Origin of the sequence: Paenibacillus sp. PsM32, from assembly GCF_030433815.1 — a bacterium.
GTDB classification, from domain to species: domain Bacteria; phylum Bacillota; class Bacilli; order Paenibacillales; family Paenibacillaceae; genus Saccharibacillus; species Saccharibacillus kyungheensis.
Genome location: NZ_JARUWY010000009.1, coordinates 54,466 through 75,021, shown reverse-complemented (window position 1 = coordinate 75,021; position 20,556 = coordinate 54,466). Strand labels below are relative to the sequence as shown.

At 39.2% G+C, this 20,556-nt stretch carries 18 protein-coding genes; 14 read left to right on the top strand and 4 right to left on the bottom strand.

Annotation, left to right across the window (positions count from 1 at the left end; genetic code table 11):
* Positions 1-89: 89 nt before the first annotated feature.
* Both QCD85_RS16840 and QCD85_RS16835 read right to left on the bottom strand, forming a co-directional pair.
* Positions 90-1,445, bottom strand: a complete 1,356-nt coding sequence (locus QCD85_RS16840; RefSeq protein WP_301263288.1) for a dipeptidase — start codon at positions 1,443-1,445, stop codon at positions 90-92.
* Between the two features lie 308 nt (positions 1,446-1,753).
* A complete protein-coding gene (locus tag QCD85_RS16835; RefSeq protein ID WP_301263287.1) occupies positions 1,754-3,742 on the bottom strand; it encodes a DUF4832 domain-containing protein in 1,989 nt (662 codons plus the stop codon).
* A 432-nt stretch (positions 3,743-4,174) separates the two neighbouring features.
* Between QCD85_RS16835 and QCD85_RS16830 the strand changes: the two genes are divergently transcribed.
* The 8 genes from QCD85_RS16830 to QCD85_RS16795 all read left to right on the top strand — a co-directional run bounded on the left by QCD85_RS16830 (position 4,175) and on the right by QCD85_RS16795 (position 13,604).
* The gene (locus QCD85_RS16830) at positions 4,175-5,269 is read left to right on the top strand and encodes a Gfo/Idh/MocA family protein (RefSeq protein ID WP_301263286.1); all 1,095 of its coding nucleotides are present in this window, start codon (positions 4,175-4,177) and stop codon (positions 5,267-5,269) included.
* Between the two features lie 18 nt (positions 5,270-5,287).
* Complete coding sequence (locus tag QCD85_RS16825) at positions 5,288-6,178, top strand: carbohydrate ABC transporter permease (protein WP_301263285.1); 891 nt, start codon at positions 5,288-5,290, stop codon at positions 6,176-6,178.
* A gap of 12 nt (positions 6,179-6,190) precedes the next feature.
* A complete protein-coding gene (locus QCD85_RS16820) occupies positions 6,191-7,042 on the top strand; it encodes a carbohydrate ABC transporter permease (protein ID WP_274172005.1) in 852 nt (283 codons plus the stop codon).
* Between the two features lie 31 nt (positions 7,043-7,073).
* Complete coding sequence (locus QCD85_RS16815) at positions 7,074-8,417, top strand: ABC transporter substrate-binding protein (RefSeq protein ID WP_301263284.1); 1,344 nt, start codon at positions 7,074-7,076, stop codon at positions 8,415-8,417.
* Between the two features lie 207 nt (positions 8,418-8,624).
* Positions 8,625-9,674 (top strand): LacI family DNA-binding transcriptional regulator, encoded by a 1,050-nt coding sequence (locus tag QCD85_RS16810; protein ID WP_301263283.1) that lies wholly within the window; start codon positions 8,625-8,627, stop codon positions 9,672-9,674.
* Positions 9,675-10,074: 400 nt separating this feature from the next.
* Positions 10,075-11,442, top strand: coding sequence for an Nramp family divalent metal transporter (locus QCD85_RS16805; protein WP_273613410.1), 1,368 nt, complete (start codon positions 10,075-10,077; stop codon positions 11,440-11,442).
* 621 nt (positions 11,443-12,063) lie between these two features.
* Positions 12,064-12,495 carry a hypothetical protein gene (locus QCD85_RS16800; RefSeq protein ID WP_273613409.1) on the top strand — a complete coding sequence of 144 codons (432 nt, stop codon included), beginning with the start codon at positions 12,064-12,066 and terminating at the stop codon, positions 12,493-12,495.
* Between the two features lie 131 nt (positions 12,496-12,626).
* On the top strand, positions 12,627-13,604 hold the full coding sequence (locus tag QCD85_RS16795) for an MBL fold metallo-hydrolase (protein ID WP_301263282.1): 978 nt from the start codon (positions 12,627-12,629) through the stop codon (positions 13,602-13,604).
* Positions 13,605-13,763: 159 nt separating this feature from the next.
* Here QCD85_RS16795 and QCD85_RS16790 read toward each other — a convergent pair whose 3' ends face one another.
* Positions 13,764-14,195: a hypothetical protein gene (locus QCD85_RS16790; protein WP_274172010.1), complete on the bottom strand. Its 432-nt coding sequence runs from the start codon at positions 14,193-14,195 to the stop codon at positions 13,764-13,766.
* 125 nt (positions 14,196-14,320) lie between these two features.
* On the opposite strand from QCD85_RS16790, the gene QCD85_RS16785 reads away from it, so the two are divergent.
* Positions 14,321-14,983: a hypothetical protein gene (locus QCD85_RS16785; RefSeq protein WP_273613406.1), complete on the top strand. Its 663-nt coding sequence runs from the start codon at positions 14,321-14,323 to the stop codon at positions 14,981-14,983.
* Between the two features lie 119 nt (positions 14,984-15,102).
* Here the strand turns inward: QCD85_RS16785 and QCD85_RS16780 are convergent, their stop codons facing one another.
* On the bottom strand, positions 15,103-15,687 hold the full coding sequence (locus QCD85_RS16780) for a phosphatidylglycerophosphatase A family protein (protein ID WP_273613405.1): 585 nt from the start codon (positions 15,685-15,687) through the stop codon (positions 15,103-15,105).
* 165 nt (positions 15,688-15,852) lie between these two features.
* On the opposite strand from QCD85_RS16780, the gene rph reads away from it, so the two are divergent.
* The 5 genes from rph to QCD85_RS16755 all read left to right on the top strand — a co-directional run bounded on the left by rph (position 15,853) and on the right by QCD85_RS16755 (position 20,395).
* On the top strand, positions 15,853-16,611 hold the full coding sequence (rph, locus tag QCD85_RS16775; protein WP_274172011.1) for a ribonuclease PH: 759 nt from the start codon (positions 15,853-15,855) through the stop codon (positions 16,609-16,611).
* Positions 16,612-16,616: 5 nt separating this feature from the next.
* Positions 16,617-17,240, top strand: a complete 624-nt coding sequence (locus QCD85_RS16770; RefSeq protein WP_441005631.1) for an XTP/dITP diphosphatase — start codon at positions 16,617-16,619, stop codon at positions 17,238-17,240.
* Positions 17,241-17,366: 126 nt separating this feature from the next.
* The gene (locus tag QCD85_RS16765; protein WP_274172012.1) at positions 17,367-18,218 is read left to right on the top strand and encodes an STM4015 family protein; all 852 of its coding nucleotides are present in this window, start codon (positions 17,367-17,369) and stop codon (positions 18,216-18,218) included.
* A 10-nt stretch (positions 18,219-18,228) separates the two neighbouring features.
* Positions 18,229-19,587, top strand: coding sequence for an STM4014 family protein (locus QCD85_RS16760; protein WP_301263280.1), 1,359 nt, complete (start codon positions 18,229-18,231; stop codon positions 19,585-19,587).
* A 19-nt stretch (positions 19,588-19,606) separates the two neighbouring features.
* Positions 19,607-20,395 carry an STM4013/SEN3800 family hydrolase gene (locus QCD85_RS16755; RefSeq protein ID WP_301263279.1) on the top strand — a complete coding sequence of 263 codons (789 nt, stop codon included), beginning with the start codon at positions 19,607-19,609 and terminating at the stop codon, positions 20,393-20,395.
* Positions 20,396-20,556: the final 161 nt, after the last annotated feature.

Here is a 20,556-nt window from a genome sequence, read left to right as displayed (position 1 = left end):
ATAGGTATCTAGAAAGCAGTCTGTTTGCTTTGGATCATTATTGATATACAGAGTAGATTGCTATTCTGTATATCATAGCTAGGCCAATTTTAGATTTGGTTCAAGTATTCTACAATCGTAAGCAAGCCTTTATCAAAGTTTTCCAAGTTGAAATGTTCATTAGGAGCATGCAGGTTCTCGTCAGGTAAGCCGAAGCCCATCAATACTACAGTCGGAGCAATTAGACGAGAAAATGCTTCAACGATTGGAATCGAACCTCCATCTTTAGTGAATAATGCACGTGTACCATATACCGTTTTGAAGGCGTCAGCCGCTTTTTGCAACAATTCGGCAGAAGGATCGATATTGAATGCACGAGCTTTTTCACCTGGTTTAATATCAATCGTTGCGCCGGTTGGTACATTTGCTTCTAGATGTTTAATAATTTGATCCAACACATAAGCAGGATCTTGATTAGCGACTAGACGACAAGTGATTTTGGCACTGGCTTCTTTTGGAATAACTGTTTTGCTTCCTTCGCCTTGAAAACCACCATACAATCCATTGATCTCAAGTGTTGGACGAGCGCCGACACGTTCTACAAAGGAATAACCTTCTTCACCATGTAGAGATTCTAGCGCTAATGATTGTTGCAATTTCTTCTCATCGAAAGCTTGTTTTACAAATTCATTGCGCATTTCATCCGACAATGGCAATACACCTTCATAGAATCCATCAACCAGTACACGACCTTGTTTATCATGCAAAGAGTTCAGTACTTCTACGATAGAGTGAAGTGCATTTGGAACTCCACCACCGAAGCTACCGGAGTGTAGATCTGTATTAGCCGTATGAATCGTAAATTCAAGCGAGCATAGTCCGCGCAATCCTGTGCAGATCGCAGGTTTTCCTTTTTCGATCAAAGCCGTATCTGAGATCAATACAGCATCCGCAGATAGCATGTCTTTGTTGCTTTCCAAAAATGCAGGCAGATTCGCACTAGAAATTTCTTCTTCGCCTTCGATACAGAACTTCACGTTTACCGGAAGTGTTCCTTCTTGCTTTAGAATCGCTTCTACTGCTTTGATATGCAAAAAGATTTGACCTTTATCATCGGTTGCGCCACGAGCGAACAATTTGTCACCACGAATCGTAGGTTCAAACGGAGGCGTCTCCCATAAGTGTAATGGATCGACCGGTTGTACATCATAATGTCCATAGACCAATACCGTTGGCTTACCCGGTGCATGCAAATAATCCGCTGTAACAATTGGATGACCAGCAGTTGGATGAATCTCTACATGTTCGAGACCCGCTTTTTTCAACGTTTCTGCTAACCATTCAGCCGCACGTAGCATATCTGGCTTATGTTCTGAGATAGCAGAAATACTAGGAATAGATAACCATTCTTTTAACTCATTTAAATGGTGTTCACGATGTTCTTGAAAATATGTAGCATAACTCATAATTGTATATCCTCCTTAGGAAATAGAGATCATTGCTTGAATCCGATAGGATCATATCCAGTCATCAAAAAGCGTATGTTTCTATTTTACTACGTTTTGCTCCAATTGCGAAAAGTTTAACTACAAAATAAAGCAGAACGGTTCCAAAAGCGTACTTTGGAATCGTTCTGCTCTATACAATCATCATGTATTCAACTATTGATATACTTAAAAAAGAAAGATAAAGAAAAGCATAAAAAGAGAGAGAATTATAAACACAAACAACAAAAATAGATCTATTCGTTATTGTGTTTCTTTTATCACTATACTTATTTTGTAATCGTGCTTACTTTAAAAGCTCCATCTGTCAATTTACCTGTATTGGCAAAATCGACACCCGGTGTATTGGTCTCTGGATTGATAATCGCTACTGCAATATCATACGTACCTGCGGCAAGACTGCTAGCGACAGGAATCGAATCAGTTACTGTATATGATCCTGTTTTCCATGTGGTTAGATTAGCTGTTGTGGTTTTTTTGGCGACAACGGTATCTCCTTTACGCAATTGAATTTCCAACGGCCATGCAAAAGGGAAATGCTGTACGCCTTTATTTTCGACTTTGACTGTTACCGCTACAGAAGTGCCTGTAAGTGTAGTCGGATGGGATACTTCTTTGATCACAAAATGATAACCCATTCGTTTTTTCAACGTATCGATATTGGCTTGTAGTGTTCCTCCAACAGCAAGAGAAGCAGGGGAGTTAGGGCCAAGCCAGCTTGGTTTACTAAGTTCCGTCTGACGCAACGTTTCAGTAAATCCAGCACCTGTAGTGAGTGCTGCATTCATACCCGAAGCACCACCATAGAACTCACCACCCGAAATGCGTGTTTCCCAGAAATCTTTATGAGCAGGTTGCTGTTGACCAATATCATCCCAGTAGCCATTTTGCGTTCCTGTGTACCAGCCCCAATCGGCATCGAAGCTTGGTTTGTCTCCGAATACATCGTTAAACATACCCATGACAAGCCCTTTATTATTGGTTTTGGCAAGAGCAATACTGCGTCGAATCATTAATTGCATTTTATCTTCTTTGCCTGCAAAAGCATCAATATAATGTTGTACATATTGATTAGAGATCGCATTAACAGGGAATGTTCCGGTATAGTTCGTTTCTCCATTAGGTCCAACATAAGGCCATGTATGGAATTCACCCCAATGTCCAAGCGATCCAATCTGTACAAAAGCGACCGGACGATCATTCGTATTATAACGATTAGCAATGGCTTCGATCGCTAGCTTATGGCGAGCAATCAAATAAGTGGAACTATAATTAGGAGAAAATCCTGTATTGTTACCAGCACCCATGCCTCCAGTAGCATCACTATAAGCTACTCCAGCAGATTCACCTTGAGCAACAATATCATTGACTAACCAATCTGGAATATCGCGATGAGCACTTCCAGAAGGGCTATCGAGAATAAGGCGGAATACGACTTTAACGCCTTTACTTTTCCAGTATGCAAAATTGTTAGTCGCTTCGATCGCGGCGAAATCATAATTACCTTTGGTGGGTTCTAATTCTTTCCATGTAACTCCTGCATATACCAATCGGTGTTGTTGCGGATAAGAAGTCGATTTGGCAGAAGGAGACCAACCTTTAAAAGGATTATTAAGAGGGCTATCTAATTCTGTAGGCGTGACCACTGTTGTCGTGCCTGTTGATGGTGTATCTGTAGCAATAGTATACAAAGGCAATAGCAGTGAAGCGGCAGGAAGACGGTTAGTTGCTGAATTGTTATCAATATAACCAATTTTTATCGTATTGCCGACTGCTAATTGCAAGGTGGACAATGGGATAGAAGTCTCAATAGTGGAAGAATTACGTACAAATTGAGAAGCAGGTAAAGTGCTGATTGCATTCCAACTCCAACTTGTGCCATCTCCGGTGTAACGATATAACGTATTATTTTCGAGCATCCATTCAATACCGGTGACACCCCAGCCAGAAGCTTGGTAACCAGTAGCTGTATTATTGTCTGTATTGAGCCAGAAGCTTCCTGTAGCCGTGCTCAGACCAGCACCTTGAACAAGAGCATACAAGTTGGTACTATTCTGCGTTACTTTGAGACTCTGAGCAGTACCTGTATTAGTTGTTAAAGCGTTAATACTACTCCAATCGGTTGCATTCCCATCTACTCCAATCGTTGCTGCCTGACTTTGTTGAATCATGGTTGAAGGGGCAAACAGTGTACATAATATTACTAACACGATCCACATTAAAGTAAGACGCTTCGTACTCCATTGTAATAATTGCATCGTCATCCTCCTTCGTATTTATACGGTTTATTCGTGACTGAAGATATGCTTCCTCCCTGTTCAACCACCTCCTTTACGTATTAAATAGTTAATCTACCTATGACTTTTAGAAAATAAGCAATAAACTTATTTTTTTGCGGCAAATATTTAAAATGAATAGAATTGAGAAAAGTATTATGTAAGATCACATAAGCATTATAAGTCAATTATTTTCCATATACAAGCTAATTTAACCTCAAATTTGGATATTTTAGAGAAAATAAAAGAAATTAAACTTAAAATTGCGGCAAAATATAACATGAAAAAGCATAAAATAGATTGACAAGAGTCAATGTCTACTTTACTATCAAGTCATAATTAGTATTGAGTTAGCTTATTTAACATTGCTTATATTTTAATTTGCCGCAAAATTAAATAATGGAGTGTGGGAAAATGGAGAAAATAAGACTAGCATTTATTGGAGTAGGCGATATGGGGTCGCATCATTGTATCGGATTCGATCGATTAGATGATTGCGAAGTATTGTACATATGTGATACCCATGAAGCCAATGTAGAACGCACGTTAAAAGAATTAACGAATAGTCAACCTGTTATTTATCAAGATTATCGGGAATTGTTGCACAAGGACGATCTGGATGCAGTCGTGATCAGTATTCCTAACTATTTGCACCGTGAAGTAGCTGTTGCTTTTTTAGAAGCAGGCAAACATGTTTTTTTGGAAAAGCCAGTTGCTCATACATTAGAAGACTGTGATGCTATTATTGCGGCGGCAGCTCAACATAATAAAGTGTTGCAGATCGGGCTGGTCTATCGTTATTCGAATCTGTATCGCCGTATGGCAAAAGAATTAGCGAACGAACGTCTGGGCGATGTGAAATTAATGTGGTGCAAAGAGTTTCGTGATCCTTTTCCACCGACCGATTGGTTTTATGATCAGTCCAAATCGGGTGGAGCGATTGTAGAGAAAGATTGCCATCATTTTGATATCTTCAACTGGATGATCGACTCTCCACCTGTACGTGTATTTGCTTCAGGTGGGCAGCATGTACTGAAACAAGGACAGGAAAATATGATTTATAATTCATATAGTCATTATCCGGTCAAAAGTATAGAACAGACTTCGATCGTAGATCACGCTTTTATTACGATTGATTATGAAAATGGCAGTAAAGCGAATCTAGGATTGTGTATGTATCTGCAACCTAGAAATCTACTGGATGAAGGATTAGAGATCGGACTGATCGGTGAAAATGGTGTGCAAATGGTAGCCAAAAACGACCGTACGATCGATATTGCAGGTGGAGCCGATTATACACGCGAACATTTGGATATGGATGTAACTTCAGATTCGATTATGGGTGGACATACCGGTGGACAGACCCAACGGATCGATTTTTTGAAATGTATTATAGAAGGAACTGAGCCATTTGCCAATGCGGAGATCGGTCGTAATGCTTTGTTAGTCGCACTTGCAGCGGAGAAATCAATCGTAGAAGAACGGTATGTGTATTTAGCCGAACTATAAAAAGAAAGGGGGGCTCAAATGAAAGGTCTCAGAAAGTATGATACCCTGTTATTTTTTCTTTTTATTGCTCCATGGATCATCGGCTTTATTACATTTTTCTTGATTCCTTTTGGAACATCTGTTTTTTATGCTTTCACCGATGCTCGTTTACCGGGAGCCGTCACGTATCAATTTGTAGGTCTGGATAATTTTGTCGAGATGACGAATGATTCTATTTTTCTCAAAAGTTTGTTTAATACATTATATTTTGTTGTGTTTGGCGTTCCTGTTGTGACGATTGGTATGTTGTTGTTAGCATTATTACTGAATATGAATATCAAAGGCATAGCGCTATTCCGTACCTTTTACTATTTGCCGACATTGGTACCGATTGTCGCTACTGTGATTATCTGGCGGTTGGTATTCAACTCCGAATTTGGGATATTGAATGCTTCGCTTGGCAGTATCGGTATTTCCAAAATCGATTGGCTTGGCGGCGAGCATACGATAAAACCAGTTATTATTTTGCTACAAGTATGGATTTCCGGTAGTGGTGTTCTTATCTTTCTGGCTGCTCTTAAAAATGTACCCCGTCATCTGTATGAAGCGGTAGAAATTGATGGAGCAGGTAAAGTACGCAGTTTCTTTTCGATTACTCTTCCGATGATCAGCCCTTCGATTTTATTTGTTGTGATTATTCAGACCATGTATAACTTTCAGCTATTTACCGAATCCTTATTATTATCCCGGGGTGGACCCAATTATGCTTCGTATACGTTTGTGTATAGCATTTACAAATCAACCTTTACCGACCTCAAGTTTAGTATGGCGATGTCCCAGTCTATCTTTTTATTTATTCTGATTGCTGTTGTGACATGGATATTGATGAAAATTTCGAATCGTGTTGTGTATTACGAAGGGGATAAGTAGGGAGGGGAAATAATGAGAAGTACGAGAACGATATCAACCCGTTATGTCGCAGGTGTGATTGTGAAATATGTATTGTTATGTACCGCATTGTTACTATTTATAGGGCCTTTAATCTGGCTACTTTCTACCATGATGAAAACAAAAGCCGAAACGTATAAAATGCCGCCTACTCTTTTACCAGAATCGATTACGTTTGAATCGTTTGAGCGATTGTTTGCTGTTCAGCCTTTAATGTTGCAATGGATAGAAAACTCATTAATCGTATCGATCTTGGTCGTGATTGGTGCTGTGATTTCTAGTTCACTGGTTGCCTATGGGTTTGCCCGCTTCAAAACAAACTACGCTTCACGTTTATTTCCATTAGTGTTAATGACATTGATGATCCCTCCTTCGATTATGATGATTCCTTCGTACGTATTATTTACTAAGCTCGGGTGGATTGATACCTGGCTACCGCTTATCGTTCCTTCATGGTTAGGAGGAGCCTATTATATTTTTTTGTTCCGCCAATTTTTCTTAACAATTCCGCAAGAACTGGATGAAGCTACTTATCTCGATGGTGGCAATCGTTGGACGGTTTATTTTCGCGTAATTATGCCTTTGTCCAAGCCGATTATTATCACGACGATTATTTTTGCTTTTGTTAATTCGTGGCTCGATTTTTTAGGTCCTTTTTTGTATATCAAAGACAGTCAGTTATTCACATTGAGTGTAGGTTTGCAATTGTTGATCGGACAGACTAGCCAAGATTTTCCCGCTCTGGCGGCAGGTGCTTTTATCAGCATTATTCCGATAGCAATTCTGTATTTTTTTGCGCAACGTTATATTGTCGAAGGGGTTGTACTGACAGGTTCCAAAGGATAAGGTCGATCATCTGATTAAAGGGGCGCTTATTATGAAAATCAACAGTAAATGGATGTACTGTAGTGTGATCATGTTGGTGATGATGAGTATGATACTGGCAGGGTGTGGACGTGGTAATTCCAGTTCGAATTCAGCTTCTGGAACCAAAGAAGGTTCAGCAGACAGTCCGGTTGAGATTACGTATGCGCAGTGGGGAACCGCAGAAGAATTACAGCGTACACAGGAATTGTTGGATACTTTTATGAAAGCTAATCCCGATATCAAAGTGACATTAGAAGGTAAAGATTGGAGCAGTTATTGGGATGGGCTAACCGCGAATGCCGCAGGCGGTAAATTACCTGATGTGATGAAAACAAGCTATGCGTATATTGAGAAGTATGCACAGCTTGGTATTTTTAAAGAATTAGATCCGCTATTAACCAGTCAATCTTTCGATCTAAATAATATTGATCCCGGTATCTTAGCGCTTCATCAATATGAGGGCAAACAAGTGTCTTTGCCGATCGATGCCAATGTAATTGTCTGGTATTACAACAAAGCATTGTTCAATGATCCCAAAACCAATCCCAAAGGAGCCAAACCGCCTGTATTAGAACCCACATGGGACGAGATTACACAAATTGCTACCCAGATGACGATAGATAAAAATGGAAAAACAGCAGATGAAACAGGATTCGATAGTAATCAGATAGCCCAGTGGGGGATGGCGATTTCACCCGGTTCAAGTATTGATTGGTTTCTAGAACCTGAATTGTGGTCAAATGGAGCTAAATTAATCAATGATGACGGTACATTAGCGCTGAACACACCTGAAGCGAAGCAAGTGTTAGATACATTTATCGATCTAACCAAAACTAAAAAAATCAATACCACTCCTGCTCAAATTGAAGGATTGGGCGGACAGGTTAACCTAGCGATTACTACAGGCAAAGTAGCTATGAACCCTGGTGGAAGCTGGAATGTAACCAATTACCAGGAAGCAAAGACCGATTACGGTATTACGTATTTGCCTAAATTCAAAGAAAATAAAACCGTTGTTCAGCCCGCAGGCGTAGCTGTTAGCGCTATGACTGAACATGAAGAAGCGGCGTACCGTTTGGCCGCATGGTTAGCAGGGCCGGATGGACAAACAGCGCTGGCACAGCAAGGGTATTCGATTCCGTCAAATAAAGCCGCCGCCGATGCTTATTTAGCCAAAGCAGGTTCAGGTAATCAGATTTTTATTGATGCTCAACAATTTGGAATTGTGTCTCCTTTTACCGCGAAGAAAACGGATTTGGTCTGGACATATGGTGAACAAGCACTTAAGCTTCCGTTAGCAGGTGAAGGAGATGTACAAGCCGCACTAGATCAGTTAGCATCGCAAATGAATTAAAGATATGACGTTCAGAAGCAGAACAATAGTGAGATTATCGCGCTTGTTCTGCTTATTTACATAAAGATGGTATGATTGACAGAAGCAAATGAGCACTATAAAATTAATTTTGCCGCAAAATTTGCGTATGAAATAAGTATACAGATATTGAATCGTTACAATCACATGATCAATCCAAAGAATCACTTGCAAAGAAAGGACAAACTTATGGCTAAACTAAAAGATATTGCTGAACGTGTAGGTGTGTCGATCTCTACCGTTTCACGAGTAATGAAAAATGATGCCAACCGTTCGGTAAGTGAAGAGACACGTAAAAAAATATGGGATACTGCCGCAGAACTGGGATATAACAAAACTCGTTCATCCACTACCAAAAAAGACGAGCAGACTACAGCTTACCGTATCGGTTGTGTTGTAGCGAAGCCGCAAAATAAATATAATAATCCGTATTTCTCTGTGATTTTAGAAGGTATCGAAAAAGAGTTGAGTCGTCGGGGAATGCGGTTAGAATTTGTATTCAGTATCGAAAATCCTACAGATACCGAGCAATTAAAGCATCTTGTGCATGAACATCAGATCAATGGGATGCTGGTAGTAGAACGTATTGAGCAAGAAGCTTATCAATGGATCAAAGAACATGTTCAAGTGGTAGTAGGTGTTGATCTCAGCGACGCTTCGATACCTGTTGTTCATTATGATCGGACTGCTGCTGTGCAAGAAGTGGTGTCTTCACTGATCGAACAAGGACATCGACGGATTGCTTATCTAGGTGGCTCTGAATCGGATGATCATTTTCGCAGCGAAAAGCGTTTTCTAGGGTATCAACGTGCGATGCTACAAGCCGATCTTCCTATTGATGATCAATGGGTGATTGATGTGAAGTGGGATGTATCACTTAGTTATGAACTCACCAAGCAAGCTTTTGCACAGAATGAAGAATTACCTACAGCTATTTTTGCCGCTAGTGATATGATGGCGATTGCCGCGATGAGAGCAGCGAATGAACAAGGGTTGAAAATTCCGGAGGATATCGCTTTTTTTGGAGTCGATGATATTGAAGTTTCTGCCTTTACATCACCACCGTTATCTACCGTGCATGTGCCGAAGTTAGAAATGGGTATATTTGCAGTGAAGTTGTTACTGGATTATTTAGAACATCATTATGCGATTCCTGTGAAAATAACGATTCCCCATCAGATTATTGTTAGACAGTCCTCGGGCACTCTTTTATCTGAAAAAGTAGATGCGCAGGCATGATAGTTCTTTTGCAGTCATGTTGAATAAGATATCGATCAAATGAATGCTCTTTGCTTCTGTAGCAAAGGGTATTTTTTATATATGTCATCATTGTATAAAAGCATACTCTGAAAGAAATCATAGAAGTATGTCTTGAACATCCTATTTTATGGGTAATATGCGATAGGTCATATACATAATTGAAGTGGAAAAAAACAGTATTAGATGAATATTTAAATTGTTATAAGCCATAAAAATTAGCTGTTGACAAATAAGTTTCCCTGATGCAAAATATGGTCTAAGTATTATGTTGCTATTGATATAATTATTATCACTATACAGACACATAGAATGTATTGGTATTCTAGATAAAATAAGCCATTGGATAGGCTTACTGTAGAGAAAGGATGAGACACGAAGAATGGATTCCAACACAGAATTAAATACAAATATAGATGTCAAAAAATCAAACTGGTTACACTCCAGTTCAAGTATCAGTATGGAAGAAGTGAACAATACCGTTAAGATTCCTGAAAATGCTGGATTCTGGCGTAAATTTTTCGCTTTTTCTGGTCCGGGAGCATTAGTTGCTGTTGGATATATGGACCCGGGGAACTGGGCAACTTCGATAGCGGGAGGAGCACGCTTCGGATACACCTTGTTATCAGTTGTACTGATTTCTAACTTGATCGCTATGTTATTACAAAGTTTATCTGCCAAATTAGGAATTGTGACAGGGCGAGATTTGGCACAGGCGACTCGTGATACAACGAACAAAAGAACAGCCGTTTTTCTCTGGATACTGACTGAACTTGCGATTATTGCTACTGATCTAGCAGAAGTAATCGGGTCAGCGATTGCACTGAATTTGTTATTCGGGATACCGTTACTATGGGGTATTGTGATTACCACTTTTGATGTATTACTTCTATTGTTATTACAGAAAAAAGGATTTCGGATTATTGAATCTATTATTATCGTATTGATGGCGACGATTTTTTGTATCTTTGTATTTGAAGTGATTATCTCCAAGCCAGAAGTATCAGCTTTGTTAGGCGGATATGTACCGAAGTTTGAGATTGTGACCAATCCAGCGATGTTATTTGTAGCATTAGGGATTTTGGGAGCGACAGTAATGCCGCATAATCTATATCTACATTCATCGATCGTACAGACACGTCAATACAAGCGCACAGAAGAAGGTCGCAAAGAAGCAGTAAAATTTGCGAATATTGATTCTATTCTTTCATTATCTGTCGCTTTTCTAATCAACTCGGCGATTTTAATTTTAGGAGCTTCTGCTTTTTTTGGTACAGGGTTAAATGTTAGTGGGATTGAAGATGCTTATGCTCTGCTGAGTCCGACATTAGGCGTAGGAATTGCCAGTACATTATTTGCAGTAGCTTTGCTGGCTTCAGGACAGAATTCGACAATTACAGGTACACTAGCAGGACAGATTGTCATGGAAGGATTTATCAATTTACGTATTTCACCTGTGTTACGCCGTATTATCACTCGATTATTAGCTGTTATTCCTGCTTTTATCGTGACATGGATTGCAGGAGCAAAAGGAACAGGAGAGTTATTACTATGGAGTCAGGTGGTACTGAGTCTACAATTACCATTTGCAATTATTCCACTGGTTCGCTTTACCAGTGATCGTGCCAAAATGGGCTCATTTGTCAATCCAGCATGGGTCAAAATTTTAGCATGGATCGCTACTGTGGTGATCGTAGCTTTAAATATATTTTTAATTATTTATATTTTTGCAACCGGCGGTGGCTTTTAATACCCAATCAATATCAATATAGGGTGTTTAATCCGTCGATCTTAAAAAGCTTTTATCCACTTACAAGGGTAAAAGCTTTTTTGTCATATTTTGTTCAAATAATAGGCTAAAAAGGTGGGAAAAATGGAATATTTTTTTATAAAATACTAATCGTTTTGTGCAGTTTGTACGTATATATAAGTAGAACAAATTTCAATAATATATGTCATACATTTACGAATATTCATAAATAATTATTACTTTTACGATTTGTTTGATAAGCTGTGGTTAAAATATGTATACCGCAGTCTATATATCACTCAATTGCAATCCAGCGAAAGAATATAGCATTATTGTACATCTATCATTATCCTTCATCATTTACTTCTACTAATGAATTCACTCCTTTTATAAAAGTTACTATTGAGTAATAAGCACTACTTCTTCCTACTGTTTTATGGTTCTATAGGCATACTATTCCTACTCTCATACCTATGTATAGGAATATAAAAATGTCGAAAAAGAACGAATGAGAGGAAAGTGCTATAAATATTATGCAAAATTTACCGATAAACTATATAACAGGCACAAAGTCGCATGAAAAACGCAAATATTACCTAAAATCTAAGGGGGATTCAACCTATGAATTATACTAAATTATCTAACGTAAAAATTATGGAAAAAGCAAAAGCAACTTCTGGTGGATGGTTCCGATTTGTAGAAAGTAGCGAAATTAAAAACAACGCAAATGAAATGGAACAATGGGCAGCTATTTACCACGTTGCTAATGATAAATATATCGTAACTAATGATTTTCTAAATGTAGGATTGAATGACCATGCTAACCAAGTCAACGTTGTTGGTTATGGCGATAATTTAGATAGCATTATGTTCGTTATCTGGGAACACCAAAAAGAAGCAGGCAAATCTTTCACTATTTTAGATGAAATTCGTCAAATCAAAAATGAAGAGATCGAAAAAGCTAGCCAAAAATTGTGGGACTGGAACGAAAAAGCAGCAGACAGCACTTACTTCAAACACGAAATGTTCAACCCGTGGGAAGAAAGTTATTGAGCAATGAATGACCGAATCAAAAACAAGCTCTTCTGAACACCTTATGCTATAGAGGTGCAATCAGAAGAGTTTTTTGTGTTTGGATCGTTTATAATATATCTATAGACAGACTGACGGAGGATACATACATTATGGAATTACCAGAAATCACTCATTTTGAACATGGTATTATTCAGGTGAAAATAGCGATGTCTTATCCACTACGCTGGGTCAACAGTTATATTATTGTTGGCGATCATACATGGAGTGTAATTGATCCAGGGCCTCGTAGTGCAGAAAATGAAGCTGCATGGCACACCGTACTGAATACGTTGGAATTACATGTAGATCAATTGGAATCCATTATTTTGACGCATCATCATCCTGATCATTATGGATTAGCTGGTTGGTTACAAGCACAAAGTCATGCACCTGTGTATATGTCGGCACGTTCACTGGCTGAAGCTCGATTAGCATGGGGGGAAGACAATACCGCAGCTCAAGATTTGATTACGTTTTATAAGATTCATGGTATGCCTTCAGAGATTACCAATGAACTTCCTGAACATCTGCAAAGCTTTGTCACGCAGGTATTACCACAACCAGAAGTATCTATAATTACACCAGAGCAACCATTTCTGATTGCAGGGTATCCATGGTTACCGATCCAGACATCGGGTCATGCAGCAGGGCATCTCTCTTTTTATCAAGCCGATTGGAAAGCGATCATCTGTGGCGATGCAGTCTTACCTCAGATATCACCTAATATTAGTCTGATTCCGAATAGTGATCCTGAACCATTAAAGTCTTATGTAGAAGGATTACGTGTGCTTGGTCAATATGAGGTAGAGTGGGCATATCCAGGGCATCGTCGTCCTTTCACCGGATTTAGAGAACGTACTGTCAAATTATTAGATCATCATGAACAACGATTGGATGCGATGACAGAACGCATCCGTACTCAACCTGCTAACGGATATGATGTATGTATGTCTATATTCAATAGCAAGCTTACGCTACATCAACTAAGATTTGCGATGTCCGAGACGTTGGCGCATCTGGAAGAACTTATTCGCCGCGGGATTGCACATAAATATCAACAAGATGGCATTTGGATCTATGCAGTCTGATTAGTATGGATAGATTATAGTCATAATTACAGGATATCAATATAAAGAAGCAGGATATAGAGGGTAGCAACCACATCTATATCCTGCTTCTTTTCATTATCATTTGAAAAAGACTATGATAATACTAAAATATTTACATATCAATAAAAAGTGATACTATCATTCATTCAGATCACCGGTTAATTTGGCGATTGCCCGGCGAGCGATCTGTAATGTGTCTTCTGTAGTGGCTTTATTTTTGGCAGATTGCACTTGTTCTAATTGTCGTTCTGCTTGATGAATTGTATGTTGTAGACTGCGAAGCAGTACATCACGTTCATTTTCATCCAATAATGCTTTGAGCTTATCAGTCACATTAGGTTCATGAGGCATCTGGTTATATTCGGAAGCTGACATTTTACGAATATCCAGATAGCTATTTTTGTATTCGATAACGGTTTCGGTATTACGAGCATTTCGCTCTGTTTCAACAACAACCATTTTATTCGCATAATCAGGATAAACATTCACAATTTTTTGTCTAATATGCAATAATCCACATATTTTACGAAAAGGAATTTTGTGTACTCGACTGACTTCTTGTGACATCATATCAACCTCCGCAACCTATCGTCATTAGTTTTAACTCTGTTTAAGTCCATTTTCATCCAATATTAAGCTAATTCTTTTACAATACATAATAATCAACACCCCGAAATGCGAAAGGGGCTTATCATATGTTTAGCACAAATGGAACTTTATTGGATATCGCAGTCGAAGGATTGCGATTCCTTGCTTATTTATTATTGCTGATTGGTGCAGTTATCGGAATATTTAGTAATATGTCTATGATACAAGAAAAGTACCGTTCTGTCTGGTACCGTGGTCGTAATATCCTGGTCTTTATGGGACTTAGTGTTGGTATTGTTCAAGGGATCACCAGTATGATTAATATTATTGTTCATCAAGGATGGTCGGCTGCTATTATTCCATTTACCACAGCTTCAGGACGTTTGGCTAATGGCTGTGCATTAATTGCTTTCTATATTACACTAGCATATGTTATTCCTGCTATCTGGGTATGGAAAAGACATCATCAACCGTCACCTCGCTTTATTTCAGTCTTGTTGTACCCTGTATTAGAGTTGTTATTGCTGTCTGGATTATTGACCCGTAATGATTCTGGCATTTTATCGATTCACTTATTTTATGTATTTACAGGATTATGCTTAATCTGGTTATTTGTACTACAGTTTATGTCCGGTGAAAGTAGAAGACGACGTGAACGCAAGCACTGGTGGGTCAGCCCTGATATCAAAGTAGGTCACCAATCTTCTTCCAATGTTCAACCCGAATCAAAAGAAGAACCATCTTCTTTATTTCATCCCAAAGGATTTTAAAAGAATTAATCTACTATCACTTGTTGGATAACGATCATATATGCTAATCAAAAACTCTGACTCTGTATAAAGTATCTATACAGAGTCAGAGTTTTTTTGTTGGGATTGATTTGAGCAGACTAGACAGAAGGTTCGCTTTCATCATCTTCAGGCAATGGGGTATTGCTTGTATCTGCTGTAGGGTCTTGTTCTTTATATTTGCCATGAGCAATACGACTACTTGCTGCCGCTGCAATCGCACCTACAATATCGTCAAAAAACGTATGGATCGGCCCGATACTTTTATCATTTAATCGTCCCAATACACCTGGTTTTAATTTATCGACATATCCATAATTGGTAAAGCCGATACTTCCATATACATTCACAATCGCAAATGCCAAAATTTCATCGACACCATACAATCCTTCATCGTTTTCGATCATTTCTTGTAATGGAGAGATCAATTTACCTTCTTCTGCCAAAATATCTAATTGAATACCGGTCAGAACAGCATTTTGCACTTCACGCTTTAATAGTACTTTTTCGACACTTTCTACGCACTCTTCTATCGTAAGCGAAGGATAGTAACTTTTTTGAAGAAACATTACAATGTCTGCTATTTCCAAAATCGTAACGCCACGTTTGAGCAACCATTCTCTTGTCGCTTGTTCTACATTTAGACTGCTTAGATTATAAGGAACTTTGCTTGGTTGGGATTCCATAGATAGCCACCTCTTTCATAAATAACGTTATACAGTATTAACCGATTTTTTATGAAAAACTCACATATCCGCTGTAGCATCATAATCAATCGTCAGATAAGGATGCTTTTACAAGTTAGGTTTGTTAGAATAAGAAGGTGAATATGACGCAGGAGGCAACCATTTATGAGAACAGACGGACGACAACCGAATGAATTACGCCCGTTAACAATAACACCGAACGTGAACAAATATGCAGAAGGTTCTGTCTATATTGAAGTAGGCGATACCAAAGTATTATGTACTGCTTCTGTAGAAGAACGTGTACCGCACTTTATGAAAGGTCAGGGTAAAGGCTGGGTAACAGCAGAGTATTCGATGCTACCTCGTGCTACACATACCCGTAACCAGCGTGAAGCAGCAAAAGGTAAATTGGGCGGACGTACGATGGAAATTCAACGTCTGATTGGACGTGCACTTCGTTCAGTTATTGACCTACAAGCATTAGGAGAACGTACGATTACAGTCGACTGTGACGTGATTCAAGCGGACGGTGGCACACGTACAACATCGATTACCGGTTCTTTTGTTGCCTTAGCAATCGCTATGAACAAATTATCGACCCAAAATAAACTAACTAAATTCCCTATTACAGATTATTTAGCTTCTGTCAGTGTGGGTGTAGTCGGAGATCGTGCTTTACTTGATTTGAACTATGAAGAAGATTCCAAAGCCAAAGTAGATATGAACGTGGTAATGACAGGCGCAGGACAATTTGTAGAACTTCAAGGCACAGGGGAAGAACGTCCATTTTCTCGTGAAGAGCTAGATCAATTGCTAGTACTGGGTAGCGAAGGTATTGAGAAAATGATTGCGATGCAAAAAGAAATTCTTGGCCCGATCGCTTTGAAAATTGGTTCCGGTCAAGCTGGTACACAAGTATGAATCTGATGAGTAGCTCTATTGTCGTTGTTGCTACTCAGAATAAAGGGAAAGTTAGAGAGTTTGCTCATGCTCTAGCTCCTTTCGGCAAAGAAGTGCGCAGCATGTTTGATTATCCTAATCTGCCTGAAGTGGTAGAAGATGGAGCCACATTTGCTGAAAATGCACTCAAAAAAGCCAAAACTGTCGGCGATGCTTTAGGTGTTCCTGTACTTGCTGACGATTCAGGTCTATGTGTGGATCGTTTAGATGGAGAACCTGGAGTGTATTCGGCAAGATATGCAGGTGAATCGGCTACAGATGCTGATAACAATGCCAAATTGCTAGATGCACTTGAACGTTTACAAATGGGTGAAGATACCGATCAGACATTGCTCAGTACAGCGCAGTTTGTATGTTGTCTGGTATTGTATGATCCTGCTACAGGCTTAGCAATAACAACAGAAGGATCGGTAGATGGTTGGATTACATCTCAACCTTCTGGCAACGCTGGCTTTGGATATGATCCATTATTTTATTTGCCGACTCACGACAAAACGATGGCAGATATTACGATCGAAGAAAAGCAAGCGATTAGTCATCGTGGAGAAGCGTTACGTAAATTGGTCGATCAATTGAATCTTAATTCTTAAAGTAGAAACAGCTTAACCTGAACAATAGAGGTTAAGCTGTTTTTATATCAATAAGTATTCTTTTTTTGATTATCGAGAGATTTCTATTGTAAAATATAACAAATAGAATTGAAGGAGGGTTTAATAATGGAAGTGAAATTATCGGTTGATTATGATCAGAATGAAAATGGGGTCAAGCTAAAAGATTTGATCACAGAACTGGTTGCTGATGTAGAAGCTTGCAAAGCCATTACCAGCTTGATTATAGGGGATTGGGGCGCAGCTTATGAAGATACGATGGATGATGCTATTCCAGCTCTGATTGAAGCAAGCCCGATATTACCGAATTTAAAAAGCCTTTATATTGGCGAGATGTCTTCAGAAGAATGTGAAGTTTCGTGGATCAATCAGACCAATCTAGGGCCTGTACTTGCTGCTTATCCACAGATCGAATCGTTTACGATTCAAGGAAGTACAGACTTATCGTTAGAACCTTTACATCATGATAAATTACATACATTAACTATTATTTGCGGAGGATTGCCCAAATCCGTTTTGAATGAGATTTATAACGCGCATTTACCTGAATTAACAACACTTACTTTATATCTAGGAGTAGAAGATTATGGATTTGATGGTTCTATAGAAGATATTTTGCCATTTTTGAATCAGAATCCTTTTCCTAAATTAAAATATCTAGGTCTAACTGATAGTGAAATTCAAGACGAGATCGCTATCGCAGCGGCAAATGCGCCTGTACTTGAGCAACTAGATACGCTCGACTTATCGAATGGAACACTATCTGATAAAGGTGCAGAAGCACTTATCAATAGTGATGCGGTCAAAAAGCTTAAACATTTGAATTTAAATTATCATTATATGTCTGACAAGATGATCAAGCGCTGGAAAGATACAGGCTTGTCTGTTGATACAGGTGACCAACAAGAAGTAGATGAAGATGGCGAGTACGAATGGCGTTATCCTGCACTTACGGAGTAATGAATTTGATATGAGTAGATCTACATCGACTTCTTATCAACAATGGCTAGCTTCTGCGTCTGCTTGTATTTTGTTTGGTAATCCTAATAACAAGCGGACAGCAGGCTGGCAACAAGCAAGAGAACAATATGATCTGTCTTCTGCATTGGTCGTTCCTTATATTCGTCTGTTGCATAGTATTCGTGCAGGAGAATCGCTGGATGATCTGTTACAAGCAGTATTTCAAAGACAGACTCATCATCAGCATCCTATTCGTGTGAGTGAACCCAAAATCGGTATTGATGGATGTTCAACATCCTCTGGTGTAGAGTCATCTTCGTTATCTCCATCTTCGTTATTATTGCGTCTGGATGCGCCTGGTGATCATTTTGCGGTTGAACGTGAATTGATTGCATTAGGTGCAGTAGATGCAGAAGGAGATATAGAGGATGCGTTAGTACCGTTAGATGCTTATACATTAGGTGCTTCAATCTCAGCAACAGCAGCACGTCGATTGCAACCTCAACATGGACGTATCTGGTATCCTGCTCAGTGGTTTCGAGGGTATTGCCGATTGTTATCGTGGCTTCAGCGTGAAGTATCATTGTTATTACCACACGCAAAATGGATGAATGATCCTGCTGATATTGCTATCATGTTCGATAAAAGGCGCTGTCATCAGTGGCTACATACAGCAGGTGTAGCTGTACCTCCACTTGTACCTGATCTGCTAGGAAAGCATACTGGTTATGAACAACTTCGGCAAAGTATGAAGCAACACCGAATTCATCGCGTATTTATCAAATTATTTTGTGGATCTGCGGCTTCGGGTGTGATCGCTTATCAATACAATCCCCGTACAGGGGCAGAGATTGCGACCACTACAATCGGAATAGATAACAGTGGCAACGAATCTTATTATTATAACTCTGGCAAATTACGTCGTTATACAGACTCTAAGACTATAGCGCAGATTATCGATTGGGTAGGGCAAGAAGGTATGCATGCCGAACGATGGATCAGTAAAGCCAGCTGGCAAAATAAAGCTTATGATGTACGCCAGTTGGTGTGCCGACATGAAGCAGGGCATGGGGTTATGCGATTAAGTCATACTCCGATTACGAATTTACATTTGCGTAATGATCGGTTGGTAGTGTCTCAATCTCATTTGTCAGCAGACCAAGTACATGCTATTGAACAGACAGCGATGGCCGGGCTACGTACGTTTCCTTATTCATTTTGTGCAGGAATTGATGTGCTTGTTCCAAGTCACGGTGGACAGCCTTATATTATAGATATGAACCCATTTGGTGATTTGCTGTATGATGTAGAGCATCGCGGGTTAGGCACTTATGCATGGGAGTTACAACAATGGTTAGAGCATGAGTGACAATGAAAGGATTATCGTTATGCTTAATATGAATGAAATTGTCGGTACACATGACATTTTGATGATTACACTGGATACGTTGCGATATGATGTAGCCAAGTTAGAAGAAGAGAACTGTACTCATTTATGTGCAACAGGAGGATGGGAGAAGCGTCATAGTCCGGGTAGTTTTACGTATGCTGCGCATCATGCTTTTTTCGGTGGATTTCTACCGACTCCTGCTAATACGGACAAAGCTTCACATATTCGATTATTTCATGGAAAACACAGCGGATTTCGCACTCATCCGTACACCTGGCTATTTGATGCACCTGATATCGTATCTGGATTGGCGCAAGAAGGATACCGTACGATCTGTATCGGTGGTGTAATCTTTTTTACGAAAAAGAATAAACTGGCAAAAGTATTACCTGCTTATTTCCAGGAGAGTTATTGGCGAATGACATTTGGCGTAACCAATCCACGTTCTACCGAACATCAAGTGAATCACGCGTTACAATTGTTAGACGGAGCTGATCTAGAGCAACGTTTATTTTTATTTCTCAATGTATCTGCTATTCATGGACCGAATCATTATTTTATTCCTAATCATATTCGTAAAGACTCGATAGAGACTCAGCGAGCGGCTTTGCGTTATGTTGATAGAGAAGTAGGACGACTATTTGAGGCTTTTCGCAAGCGAAAGCGCCCAACCTTATGTCTGGTATTTTCCGATCATGGAACCGCTTATGGGGAAGATGGATACGAAGGTCACCGGTTAGCACATGAAGTAGTCTGGAATGTGCCTTATCGTGAATTTATATTATAGAAAATGTATATGATATAAGCTGTGCATTGTATAAAAAGTATAAAATTATGCAGATAAAACAAAACATGAAGCTGTTCAAGTTAAGCGGTTATTGATAAAAAAGGAGTGTTGTAGTATGAATTCGGAATCATTACAGTTACCTCTCCATGCGATTCCACCAT

What these genes read in the sequence shown, in the direction of transcription:
- QCD85_RS16825 (WP_301263285.1), top strand. Translation starts at nt 5,288, where the DNA reads ATGAAAGGTCTCAGAAAGTATGATACCCTGTTATTTTTTCTTTTTATT.
- QCD85_RS16755 (WP_301263279.1), top strand. Translation starts at nt 19,607, where the DNA reads ATGCTTAATATGAATGAAATTGTCGGTACACATGACATTTTGATGATT.
- QCD85_RS16815 (WP_301263284.1), top strand. Translation starts at nt 7,074, where the DNA reads ATGAAAATCAACAGTAAATGGATGTACTGTAGTGTGATCATGTTGGTG.
- QCD85_RS16785 (WP_273613406.1), top strand. Translation starts at nt 14,321, where the DNA reads ATGTTTAGCACAAATGGAACTTTATTGGATATCGCAGTCGAAGGATTG.
- QCD85_RS16810 (WP_301263283.1), top strand. Translation starts at nt 8,625, where the DNA reads ATGGCTAAACTAAAAGATATTGCTGAACGTGTAGGTGTGTCGATCTCT.
- QCD85_RS16835 (WP_301263287.1), bottom strand. Translation starts at nt 3,742, where the DNA reads ATGCAATTATTACAATGGAGTACGAAGCGTCTTACTTTAATGTGGATC.
- QCD85_RS16790 (WP_274172010.1), bottom strand. Translation starts at nt 14,195, where the DNA reads ATGATGTCACAAGAAGTCAGTCGAGTACACAAAATTCCTTTTCGTAAA.
- QCD85_RS16820 (WP_274172005.1), top strand. Translation starts at nt 6,191, where the DNA reads ATGAGAAGTACGAGAACGATATCAACCCGTTATGTCGCAGGTGTGATT.
- QCD85_RS16795 (WP_301263282.1), top strand. Translation starts at nt 12,627, where the DNA reads ATGGAATTACCAGAAATCACTCATTTTGAACATGGTATTATTCAGGTG.
- QCD85_RS16760 (WP_301263280.1), top strand. Translation starts at nt 18,229, where the DNA reads ATGAGTAGATCTACATCGACTTCTTATCAACAATGGCTAGCTTCTGCG.
- QCD85_RS16770 (WP_441005631.1), top strand. Translation starts at nt 16,617, where the DNA reads ATGAGTAGCTCTATTGTCGTTGTTGCTACTCAGAATAAAGGGAAAGTT.
- QCD85_RS16780 (WP_273613405.1), bottom strand. Translation starts at nt 15,687, where the DNA reads ATGGAATCCCAACCAAGCAAAGTTCCTTATAATCTAAGCAGTCTAAAT.
- QCD85_RS16765 (WP_274172012.1), top strand. Translation starts at nt 17,367, where the DNA reads ATGGAAGTGAAATTATCGGTTGATTATGATCAGAATGAAAATGGGGTC.
- rph (WP_274172011.1), top strand. Translation starts at nt 15,853, where the DNA reads ATGAGAACAGACGGACGACAACCGAATGAATTACGCCCGTTAACAATA.
- QCD85_RS16805 (WP_273613410.1), top strand. Translation starts at nt 10,075, where the DNA reads ATGGATTCCAACACAGAATTAAATACAAATATAGATGTCAAAAAATCA.
- QCD85_RS16830 (WP_301263286.1), top strand. Translation starts at nt 4,175, where the DNA reads ATGGAGAAAATAAGACTAGCATTTATTGGAGTAGGCGATATGGGGTCG.
- QCD85_RS16840 (WP_301263288.1), bottom strand. Translation starts at nt 1,445, where the DNA reads ATGAGTTATGCTACATATTTTCAAGAACATCGTGAACACCATTTAAAT.
- QCD85_RS16800 (WP_273613409.1), top strand. Translation starts at nt 12,064, where the DNA reads ATGAATTATACTAAATTATCTAACGTAAAAATTATGGAAAAAGCAAAA.